11 protein-coding genes and 6 tRNA genes are annotated in these 9898 nt (G+C 69.7%); 8 read left to right on the forward strand and 9 right to left on the reverse strand.

The window, feature by feature from the left end; all coding sequences use genetic code 11:
- Nucleotides 1-36 precede the first annotated feature (36 nt).
- Nucleotides 37-108, reverse strand: a tRNA-Val gene (locus tag AB0915_RS36130).
- Nucleotides 109-162: 54 nt separating this feature from the next.
- Nucleotides 163-654, reverse strand: a complete 492-nt coding sequence (locus AB0915_RS36135; protein ID WP_366695190.1) for a TIGR02611 family protein — start codon at nt 652-654, stop codon at nt 163-165.
- Nucleotides 655-843: 189 nt separating this feature from the next.
- Between AB0915_RS36135 and AB0915_RS36140 the strand changes: the two genes are divergently transcribed.
- Nucleotides 844-1257 carry an SsgA family sporulation/cell division regulator gene (locus tag AB0915_RS36140; RefSeq protein WP_003959770.1) on the forward strand — a complete coding sequence of 138 codons (414 nt, stop codon included), beginning with the start codon at nt 844-846 and terminating at the stop codon, nt 1255-1257.
- Nucleotides 1258-1633: 376 nt separating this feature from the next.
- Entirely contained in the window at nt 1634-2206 is a 573-nt protein-coding gene (locus AB0915_RS36145) for a CGNR zinc finger domain-containing protein (RefSeq protein ID WP_366695192.1), read from the forward strand.
- 27 nt (nt 2207-2233) lie between these two features.
- On the opposite strand, the gene AB0915_RS36150 is transcribed toward AB0915_RS36145, so the two are convergent.
- The 4 genes from AB0915_RS36150 to AB0915_RS36165 all read right to left on the reverse strand — a co-directional run bounded on the left by AB0915_RS36150 (nt 2234) and on the right by AB0915_RS36165 (nt 5381).
- Nucleotides 2234-2389, reverse strand: a complete 156-nt coding sequence (locus tag AB0915_RS36150; RefSeq protein WP_266987865.1) for a hypothetical protein — start codon at nt 2387-2389, stop codon at nt 2234-2236.
- A gap of 167 nt (nt 2390-2556) precedes the next feature.
- Nucleotides 2557-3528 (reverse strand): acetylxylan esterase, encoded by a 972-nt coding sequence (locus tag AB0915_RS36155; protein WP_366695194.1) that lies wholly within the window; start codon nt 3526-3528, stop codon nt 2557-2559.
- A 122-nt stretch (nt 3529-3650) separates the two neighbouring features.
- Nucleotides 3651-4670 (reverse strand): LacI family DNA-binding transcriptional regulator, encoded by a 1020-nt coding sequence (locus AB0915_RS36160; RefSeq protein ID WP_366695196.1) that lies wholly within the window; start codon nt 4668-4670, stop codon nt 3651-3653.
- A 255-nt stretch (nt 4671-4925) separates the two neighbouring features.
- Nucleotides 4926-5381, reverse strand: a complete 456-nt coding sequence (locus AB0915_RS36165) for a hypothetical protein (RefSeq protein ID WP_366695198.1) — start codon at nt 5379-5381, stop codon at nt 4926-4928.
- A gap of 215 nt (nt 5382-5596) precedes the next feature.
- Between AB0915_RS36165 and AB0915_RS36170 the strand changes: the two genes are divergently transcribed.
- A complete protein-coding gene (locus AB0915_RS36170; protein WP_366695200.1) occupies nt 5597-6112 on the forward strand; it encodes a DsbA family protein in 516 nt (171 codons plus the stop codon).
- Nucleotides 6113-6143: 31 nt separating this feature from the next.
- Here the strand turns inward: AB0915_RS36170 and AB0915_RS36175 are convergent, their stop codons facing one another.
- The 3 genes from AB0915_RS36175 to AB0915_RS36185 form a co-directional block, all read right to left on the reverse strand.
- Nucleotides 6144-6983, reverse strand: coding sequence for a GNAT family N-acetyltransferase (locus AB0915_RS36175; RefSeq protein WP_366695202.1), 840 nt, complete (start codon nt 6981-6983; stop codon nt 6144-6146).
- Between the two features lie 127 nt (nt 6984-7110).
- Entirely contained in the window at nt 7111-7932 is an 822-nt protein-coding gene (locus tag AB0915_RS36180) for an aminodeoxychorismate lyase (RefSeq protein WP_366695204.1), read from the reverse strand.
- Entirely contained in the window at nt 7932-8966 is a 1035-nt protein-coding gene (locus tag AB0915_RS36185) for a chorismate-binding protein (protein WP_366695206.1), read from the reverse strand. Before AB0915_RS36185 ends, AB0915_RS36180 begins: the two co-directional genes overlap by 1 nt.
- 163 nt (nt 8967-9129) lie before the next feature.
- Between AB0915_RS36185 and AB0915_RS36190 the strand changes: the two genes are divergently transcribed.
- The 5 genes from AB0915_RS36190 to AB0915_RS36210 all read left to right on the forward strand — a co-directional run bounded on the left by AB0915_RS36190 (nt 9130) and on the right by AB0915_RS36210 (nt 9577).
- Nucleotides 9130-9202 (forward strand) — tRNA-Gly (locus AB0915_RS36190).
- A gap of 37 nt (nt 9203-9239) precedes the next feature.
- Nucleotides 9240-9313: transfer RNA gene (locus AB0915_RS36195), tRNA-Cys, on the forward strand.
- Between the two features lies 1 nt (nt 9314).
- A tRNA-Val gene (locus AB0915_RS36200) sits at nt 9315-9386 on the forward strand.
- 21 nt (nt 9387-9407) lie between these two features.
- Nucleotides 9408-9479 (forward strand) — tRNA-Val (locus AB0915_RS36205).
- Between the two features lie 23 nt (nt 9480-9502).
- A tRNA-Val gene (locus AB0915_RS36210) sits at nt 9503-9577 on the forward strand.
- The last annotated feature ends 321 nt before the right edge of the window (nt 9578-9898 follow it).

Genomic DNA, 9898 nt, shown 5'->3' on the forward strand with positions numbered 1-9898 from the left:
GTGAGACTCAGCAGTCTCACGGGCCCTCTGTCCCGGTGGGCGATACTGGTTTCGAACCAGTGACCTCTTCGGTGTGAACGAAGCGCTCTCCCACTGAGCTAATCGCCCGGGCACACCGCAAACATTACCCCATGTCAGCGGCGTTCTCCGACCACCCCGGGGTCACTCGTGGATCTTCCACGGCATCGTGATTCCGAACTTCCAGACATAGATCCCGACCAGCACGGCGATGATCACGAGTCCGATCACGGTGAGGATGATGTTCCGCCGCCGAACCTTCGGATCGAGCGCCCTCTGGGCGGCCTCGGTGACCTTCCGGCGCGTCCAGTGCAGCACCAACTGCGCCCAGACGAACTCGGTCGCCCAGATCGCCATGCCACCGAAGATCACCAGCCAGCCGGGCCCGGGCAGGGGCAGCATGATGATGCCCCCCACGACCACGGCGAGACCGATCACGAAGACGCCGACCTGCCAGCTCACATGCAGGGCCCTGGACGCCTTGACGAACCCGGGCGCCCGGGAGCCGAACGCCCGCTCCTCCTTGACCACACCCTCGGCGACGTCCGGCGCCACTTTCCCCGTCACGCCCCCCGCGGCGGGCGCCGGGGCCGCCGCTCCGTCGATCTCGTCCCGCGCGTCACTCTCCGCATTCATGGGCCCAACCTATCGGAACGGCCTTTGTCACCGGAATGGCCGCATAACCCAAAGTTACACACCGCCGCGTGAGCGACCCGAAGCGCCACAAAAGGGTCAGAGGGGTTTACAACGCCACCGTAGGTGGCATGTCGATTTCGCCGACGTGCGAATCCCCGAGCGCACACTGAGCGAAAGGCCCTGGCGCTTATGAACACCACGGTCAGCTGCGAGCTGCACCTGCGCCTCGTTGTGTCGAGCGAGTCATCACTGCCTGTACCCGCGGGCCTGCGGTATGACACGGCCGATCCGTATGCCGTGCACGCCACCTTCCACACCGGAGCGGAGGAGACGGTCGAATGGGTATTCGCCCGCGACCTCCTTGCCGAGGGGCTGCACAGGCCCACCGGCACCGGAGACGTCCGCGTCTGGCCATCCCGTAGTCACGGCCAGGGCGTCGTCTGCATCGCGCTGAGCTCCCCAGAGGGCGAAGCCCTGCTCGAGGCCCCGGCCAGGGCCCTGGAGTCGTTCCTGAAGCGGACCGACGCCGCGGTTCCACCCGGCACCGAGCATCGTCACTTCGACCTCGATACGGAGCTCTCACACATCCTGGCCGAGAGCTGAGCCAGGCCGAGAGCTGCACGGCGCCGTCCGACTCGGGGCGACGGCGCCGCGCGGACAACCACATAGGGCAGACACCAGCGCCGTCATCACGGAATCCACTGTGGTGACGGCGTCGGCACGTGTGCCCCCCCGGGGGGCATGAGGGGCGCACGTCCCCCGGGGGCATGAGGGGCGCACGCCCCGGCCCTCCCGTACGCACTGGGCGGGCCCTGTGCGCCCTCAGTGCCCCCGAGCGCCCCTGTCAGCCCCTGGTCGGCTGGTATGCGCTCCTCGTCGACCCCAGGGGCCCTCTCGGGCCACTGGGCGTCCTCGCCGAGCCAGTAGAGTCAGCCGGCATCGGCGGGCGCCCGCCCGCAGGAGGCCAGGGAGCGAAAGCGTGCTGATCCCCCACGACACCCGGATCGCCCTCGACATCGTGGTCGAGCTGGTGAACACCGCACCGGCGGCAGATCAGCCGGAGGGCGGACCGAGCGACGGTCTCGCCGACATCGAAGCGCTTTACCGATTCGCCCGGCGCCACCGCATCAGCGGCGTGGCCGAACTCGGCGAGAAGGATCTTCGGGCCGTACACGACGTACGGAGACGGTTCGCCGAGATCTTCGCGGCACCGGACGCCGAGACCGCCGCCGGTCTCGTCAACAGCCTCGTGGCCTCGGCGGGCACTACGCCGCAGCTGAGCAACCACGACGGCTACGAGTGGCATGTGCACTACTTCGCGCCGGATGCATCGATCGCCGACCACCTCGCGGCCGACTGCGGCATGGCGCTCGCCTTCATCGTGGTCGCGGGCGAACAGGAACGACTGCGGCGCTGCGAGGCACCCGACTGCCGGGACGCGTTCGTGGACCTGTCCCGCAACCGCTCCCGCAGGTACTGCTCCAGCCGCACCTGCGGTAACCGGCTGCATGTCGCCGCGTACCGGGCACGCCGCAAGGAAGCGTCCGGCTGACCGCTCGCCGCCCGTTTCATCACCCGCTCACAGCAGGAAGAGATCGTGCAACGCGGCCATCAGCAGCAGACCGCCAACCACCGTGAGGAAGATCATCAAAGGGGGCTGGGACAGCGCGAAGAGGCAGCCACGCGGCTCTTCGGCAGGGGGTGCGGGGGCATCGCCCGGGGAGGTGTCCACCATCTCGGGACGATCATGACGCAGACCGGACCTTGTTGGCGATCAACACGCCTCTTTGTGACGGGAGTTCACCCCCGTCGGGCCCGGATGGATTCGCTCCGGCGTCCGGTCCGCTGTCACATATTCGGGCTCACGGCCGGTTCTCCCGCGCCTCCCCCGCCCCGGCCGGATCAGCCGAGATCGCGCAGCATCCGCAACTGGGCGGCCCGGTGGACCGAAGAGCCGCCCTCGTGACCGTTCCACGGGTAGACCTCGATCTCCTTCGGTCCCGCCCAGTGGTTGTACGCGGCGAAGACCGTGGACGGCGGGCAGATCAAATCCATCAGCGCCACTGAGTAGAGCGCCGGGACGGTGGCCCGGGCGGCGAAGCTGATCCCGTCGAAGTACGAGAGCGTACGGAACACCCGGTCGGCCACGCCGTGTTGGGTGGAGAGGAAGCGGACGATCTCCTGGTAGGGGTCCTCGTCAGTGATCTCGACGGCCCGCCGGAAGTGGGTCAGGAACGGTACGTCGATCAGCGCCGCCTTCACATTCGGGCTGAGCCCCGCCACCGCCTGGGCGATGCCGCCGCCCTGGCTGCCGCCGTGCACGACGATCCGGTCGGGGTCGACGGACGGGTGGGCGCGGGCCACCTCGACAGCGCGGACCGCGTCGGTGAAGACCCTGCGGTAGTAGTACTCGTCGGGGTCGAGGATGCCGCGGGTCATGAAGCCGGGCGACTGCGGGTTGGCGCCACCGTGGGGATCGGGGGTGGAACCCGCCGAGTGACTGTTGACGGCGCCCTGGCCGCGGGTGTCGACGAGCAGGGTGGCCCAGCCGGCCGCGGGCCAGACGAGGTGGTCGTGCGGCAGCCCTCGGCCGCCACCGTAACCGAGGTAATGGACGACACACGGAAGGGGGCCCTCGGCGCCCGAAGGAACGTTCAGCCAGGCGCGTATGCGGTGTCCACCCCAGCCGGAGAAGGTCACGTCGTATACCTCGACTGCGCTCAACGCGGCGTCGTACGACTGGAATTCGGGTTCGAGCGGGTATGCGGCCGACTCGTCGAGGGTGCGCTTCCAGAAGGCGTCGAAGTCGGCGGATTCACCGGACTCCGGGCGATAGTCGCGAAGCTGGTGCAGCGGCAGATCGAACAGGGTCACAGGGTCTCCGTTTCGGACATGCGGCAAGGAAGGTACGGAAGGAAACGTGTGGCGGAGCAGCGCCGGGTGGCTTACGGCCTCCCCCGCGATGGGGAGCCCACTCCCTATCGCGGGGGAGGCCGTCAGTGCGGCGTCGCGCTGGAGGCACGCACGACGAGCTCCGGCTGCAGCACCACGCTGCGGTGCTCGTGCGTGCCGTTCTCGTCGTCCGCCTCCTGCAGCAGGAGTTCCGTGGCCATCCGGCCCATCACGGCGGCCGGCCGGCGGACCGAGGTGAGCGGTACGGCAGCGGCGGCGGCGAATTCGATGTCGTCGTAGCCGACGATGGCGATGTCCTGCGGCACCCGGACTCCCGCCGCGTACAGCGACTGCAGCACGCCGAGGGCGAGCAGGTCGTTGGCACAGAACACCGCGGTCGGCCGCGGCACGAGTCCGAGCAGCCGGGCCCCGGCGTCGCGGCCCGCGGTCACGTCCAGCCGGCCGGAGGGGATCTCGACGAGCGCTTCGGGCCCCAGGCCGGCCCGGTCGAGAGCCGACAGGGCGCCTTCACGGCGGTCCCTGACCTGGTGGAGGTCGCCGGGCCCGCTGACGTACGCGACCGAGCGGTGCCCGGCCGAGAGGAGGTGGCCGACGGCAAGGGAACCGCCGCGGACGTCGTCGACGAAGACCGCGCAGTGCCCCGGCGAGGACGCCACCCGGTCCACCAGCACGAAGGGGATGTGATGGCGGCTGAACGCCTCCAGATTGCGGCCGGTCGCGTCGGCCGGGGTGACCAGCACACCGCACACCCGCTGCTCGGCGAAGAGCCCCAGATACTCGGACTCCTCCGCCGGGCTCTGACCACTGTTGCAGACCATCACCCCGAGGCCCGCCTCACGGGCGGCACGCTCGGCACCGCGGGCCACGTCGACGAAGAACGGGTTGCCCATGTCGAGGACCAGCAGCGCCATGATCCGGCTGCGTCCCGCCCTGAGCTGGCGCGCGGACTCGCTGCGCACGTAACCGAGCTCCTCGATGGCGGCCAGGACCCGGGCACGGGTCTGTGGCAGCACCGCTTCGGGCCGGTTGATCACATTGGACACGGTGCCCACGGAGACTCCGGCCTGCCGGGCCACATCCTTGATCCCTGCCACACGTGCCACTTGATCTGCCCTACTGGTGCCGCCGGCCGCACCGTCCGCGGCCGTCGCCCATTCGTACGGACGGCGCTGCGAGGCACTCCGTGGTCCCGGGCCGAACATCCTCGTGTGCCGGGGCGCGGCGCGGGGCACCCGCCACGGATCACCCACCGTGGACTGAATTGTTTCAATCCGATCGGGACGCTAGCCCCATCCCGGTACAGCGTCAAGAAAGAGACATGAATCGATTCATAGCCGATGGCTGCCGATGGTCCGGTTTCAGATTCCGTGCTTCTTCAGGATGGCCTCGATGTCACTGAAGTCATCGCCCGGGGCAGCGGCCCGCTGTGCGGGCTTCGCCTTCTCCCGTGGCTGGACCGCCGGTGCGCCGGCCCGCAGGGACGGTGCCGACGCCGCGGGCGCGACGGCATCGGACCGCGCCGCCCGCGCGGCAGCCCTGCGTTCCTTGCGGGTGCCGACGCCGCGGCGTTCGACCGCACGCGTGATCATGAAAAGCAGCCAGGCCACCCCAAGCACCCCGAAGCCGAACCAGACGCTCGGCTTGAAGGCGATATTGGAGACCCACTCGACGACACCGGTCAGCACCAGCCCGATCGGGACCAGCGAGTAGGCGGCAATCCGGGTCGCAGTGAGGAAACGCTTCCGGTAGGCGGTCACGGCGGCAATGCCCAAGCCCGCCGCGGACACCGCGGAGCAAATGGTCTCGGCAAGCATCGGGGCCTCCAGGCGCAACGGGGAAACGTCCCTTCCATCCTGCACCGCCCACCGGGACGGCGGCCATGATCCCCGACCACATCAGGGACATTTCAGGGCCGGGATCCTCCCCAGGTGCCGATCCGAACGATGGCGAGCCGAACCGGGCCTGCGGTGCGCGGGTCCCGTGCCGGTGCCGATTGAGATGCGCGCGTGGGCCCTGGGAGACTGGTTACATGAACGAATCCACCCCTGCAACCCCGGTCGTCCTCGACGTCTGGTGCGAGCTCCAGTGCCCCGACTGCCACCGGGCCCTCACCGATGTGCACGCCCTGCGGGCCCGGTACGGCGACCGCCTCGAGGTGCGCCTGCGGCATTTCCCGCTGGAGAAACACAAGCACGCGTACGCCGCGGCCCAGGCCGCCGAGGAGGCTGCGGAGCAGGGCAAGGACTGGCCGTACATCGAGGCCGTGCTCGCCAGGACCGAGGAGCTCGGCCGCACCGGTGAGCCGCTTCTGATCGAGGTGGCGCGTGAACTCGGCCTGGATGCGGAGGAGTTCGACACCGCTCTGATCGACGGCCGGCACATGCTGATCGTCGACGCCGACCAGGCGGAGGGGAAGGCCATCGGTGTGACCGGCACCCCCACCTATGTGATCGGCGGCGAGCGGCTGGACGGCGGCAGGAGTCAGGACGGGCTGCGCGAGCGGATCGAGGAGATCGCCGACCGGCTCCTCGCGGAGCAGTGCTGACCGCGGCGTACCCGGCTCGTCCCTCCGCCCGTCACAACGGCTTGACGAGGTTGTGCCGAGTCGTTTCATAGCCGAGCGACTCGTACAGCCGGACCGCCGGGGTGTTGTCCGAGAGGACGTGCAGCCCCATCCGTTCGTGGCCGGCGGCCAGGGCGATGCGTTCGGCCTCCAGCATCAGCGCGCGACCGTACCCCCGGCCGCGGAACTCTTCGAGCACCTCGACGTCGAAGACGTACCCGACCACCATCCCCGGGTGCATTTCGAACCGCGCCACCCAGACATGCCCCACGGTCCGGCCGGCGCCATCGACGAGGACATGAATGTACGCGGCCTCCGTGGCGAGACCGTCCGGCAGATGTGTCCGGTGAGAGGTCTCGGCTCTGCGCAGAGCCTCGTCCGCCGGAACGCCGCGCGCGACAAAGGTTTCCGCGTAGCCGGCGATGGCCGCGCTCTCCCACTGCGCGAACTCGTCCTCGGTCATCGGACGCCCGGTGACCCCGTCCGGCAGAACGGGCGGGGTCCGCGGCAGGTCCTTGACCATGTTCCTGCTGCGCTCGGTGTAGCCGAGCGCAGCAGCCAGGCGCAGTCCGGCCGTGTTGTCCGGCTCGACCTCCACGGTCAGCCGGGAACAGCCCCAGCCGCGCAGCACTTCCTCGGCGGCGAGCCCGGCGATGGTGCCGCGGCCGCGCCTGCGGTTCGGTTCGTCGATCCCCAGGCCGCGGATGATCCCTGTCGTCCCTCCGGACCCGGGCTCGGTACCGATCTCGACGGCCCCGACGGGCCGCCCGTTGTCGCACACGTCGTACGCGCGCTTCCTCGCGCCGTCGGCGCCTTGCTGGATCGGCCCGGTCGGCCGGAGGGTCGTGGTCATCACGGGTGTTCTATCCGCTGCGCCGCCACCCGTCACCCGGTTTTGCGGACCTGTTCCGTTCCACGGTCCGGAACGGTGTCCGCGGCTCGGGACCGTTCTACGGCCCGCGCCGGGTCATGGGACCGGCTCACGGGTCGAGGTCGTTCGCGGCGCGCTCCTCGAAGACCCGCATGGCCTTGGCCGTCACCGGCCCGGGTCCGCCGGGCAGCTCGCGACCGTCGACCCGGTGGACGGCCTGGACGTCCCGGAGGGTGGAGGTCAGGAAGATCTCCTCGGCGTGCTCCAGGACGTCCAGGGGCAGTTCGGTCTCCAGCGCCCCGGACCATTCGACGGCCAGAGCGCGGGTGATCCCGGCGAGGCAGCCGGAGCTGACCGGCGGGGTGTGGAGCCGTCCGTCGAGGACGACGAAGACATTCGACCCGGTGCCTTCGCAGAGCTGTCCGACGGTGTTGGCGAAGAGCGCCTCGGATGCGCCCTGCTCATGGGCGCGGGCGAGGGCGACGACGTTCTCCGCGTACGAGGTGGTCTTGAGCCCGGCCAGTGCGCCGCGTTCGTTCCGGGTCCACGGGACGGTGATCACGGCGGTGGTGTCGGGGCGGCGCTTGACCTCCCCGAGCGCCACGACCAGGCTCGGCCCGTCGTTGCCGCGGTCGGAGCCGAGCGGGGAGAGGCCGCCGGTGTACGTGATGCGGAGCCGGCCGAGTTCCATCGGGTTGGCCTCGATGACGGCGGCGCAGGCCCGGCGCACCTCGTCGAGGTCGGGGTCGGGCAACCCGAGACCGCGGGCCGAGCGGGTCAGCCGGTCGAGGTGCCGGGTGAGGGCGAAGGGGCGGCCCCCGGTGGTCCTGACTGTCTCGAAGATCCCGTCCCCGACGGTCAGTCCGTGGTCGAGCACGGACACCCGGGCGTCGGCGGCGTCACGCAGTTCGCCGTTGACCCACATCCACATCATGCGGTCCTTCCAGTTTCTTGGGTGGCGCCCGACGCTACAGCGAGCAGCCGGGCGGCCTTGAGCTCGGTCTCGTCCCATTCGCGCTCCGGATCGGAGCCCCAGGTGATCCCGGCGCCGGTGCCGAACCTGAGGACCGGGGCCACTCCGGTCCGGTCGATCCAGAAAGTCCGTATGCCGACGGCGAGGCCGGCGGTGGCCCGGTCGGCGTCGACCCAGCCGATGCCGCCGCAGTACGGACCCCGGGGCGCCGTCTCCAGGGACTCGATGATGCGGAGCGCGCTGGATTTGGGTGCACCGGTGACGGAGCCGGGCGGGAACGCGGCGGCGAGCAGCTCGGGCCAGCCGGCGCCGTCGGCAAGGCGGCCGCGCACGGTGGAGACGAGGTGGACGAGCCCGGGGTGCTTCTCCACCACACAGAGGTCGGGGACGGTGACCGATCCGGTGGCGCAGACCCGGCCCAGGTCGTTGCGGACCAGGTCGACGATCATCACGTTCTCGGCATGGTCCTTCTCCAGCAGGTCCGCCTCGGTGCGGCCGGTGCCCTTGATCGGCCCGGACTCGACGGTCCGTCCGTCCCGGCTCAGGAAGAGTTCGGGGGACGCGGTGGCGATCTCCACGCCGTGCGCGGGCAGCCGAATCGTTCCTGCGTACGGGGCGGGGTTGCCGCGCGCGAGCAACGCGGTGAGGGCGTCGACGTCGGCGGCGGCCGGGTCCGGCAGCTCCGCGGTCATCACCCGGCAGAGGTTGGCCTGGTAGACCTCGCCCGCCGCGATGTGCTCGCGGATCCGGCGTACGCCCGCGGTGTACGCGACACGGTCCAGGGACGAGACCCAGTCGTCGGCTCCGGGCCCGCGCCAGGCTCCGGGGACGGGTGCGGGCACCGGTTCGGTCCGGACGGTCCCGAAGCGGGCACAGACGAGACGGCCCTCGAAATCGGCGCATACCGCCCAGAAACCGGACGAGTCGAGGGCTGAGGGGTCACTGGTCACGTCCCGCAGATCGGACGCGACAAGGCCGCCGAAGCGGGCCATTGGAGCAAGGTCGAGCACGTGGGTGAGTCTAGGACGGTGCGCGGCGACCTGCGCCGGGGCGAGCGCACCTCAGCACGCTGCACAAACGCGTTTTTGTACTGGCCCAGGAATCCGCTAGAGTTCAACACGTCGCCGGGACACGCAAGTGAAACGGAAACGACAAGCGGACGTGGCTCAGTTGGTAGAGCATCACCTTGCCAAGGTGAGGGTCGCGAGTTCGAATCTCGTCGTCCGCTCGAAGTGGGGGATCTTTTCCCGAACCCCTGCACTCCTGGTGGAGTGGCCGAGAGGCGAGGCAACGGCCTGCAAAGCCGTCTACACGGGTTCAAATCCCGTCTCCACCTCCAAGGACGATTAGCTCAGCGGGAGAGCGCTTCCCTGACACGGAAGAGGTCACTGGTTCAATCCCAGTATCGTCCACTGGTCCGCAAGGATCACCCCGCGCGATTAGCTCAGCGGGAGAGCGCTTCCCTGACACGGAAGAGGTCACTGGTTCAATCCCAGTATCGCGCACGCAGTACACGCAGGGTCACCCTGCGCGATTAGCTCAGCGGGAGAGCGCTTCCCTGACACGGAAGAGGTCACTGGTTCAATCCCAGTATCGCGCACCAGCAAGCCCCGGTCGTCTCGACGACCGGGGCTTTGTCGTGGTTGCGGTGCGGGTCGAGTCCGCCCGGGTCAGCCGGTGAAGAGCCGCGTGGCCCAGCGGATCGGTTCGTACAGGCCGTAGGCGAACGGTAGGGCGACTCGGAGTCAGACCACGGCGAGACGTTGTCGACGGTATGCATTCCCCCGGGAGGCGCACATCGTGCGCGCACCGGACGCGCCGCGGGCCCGCGAAGATTTCCGCTGTGTGCGCGGCGTACGTACGGCCCGGCCCTCTCCCGCTCGCCGGTCGGCTGACGCCACTTCCCCGGCGCCGGTGGACCTCC

Source organism: Streptomyces sp. NPDC048411, assembly GCF_040704695.1.
GTDB lineage: Bacteria > Actinomycetota > Actinomycetes > Streptomycetales > Streptomycetaceae > Streptomyces.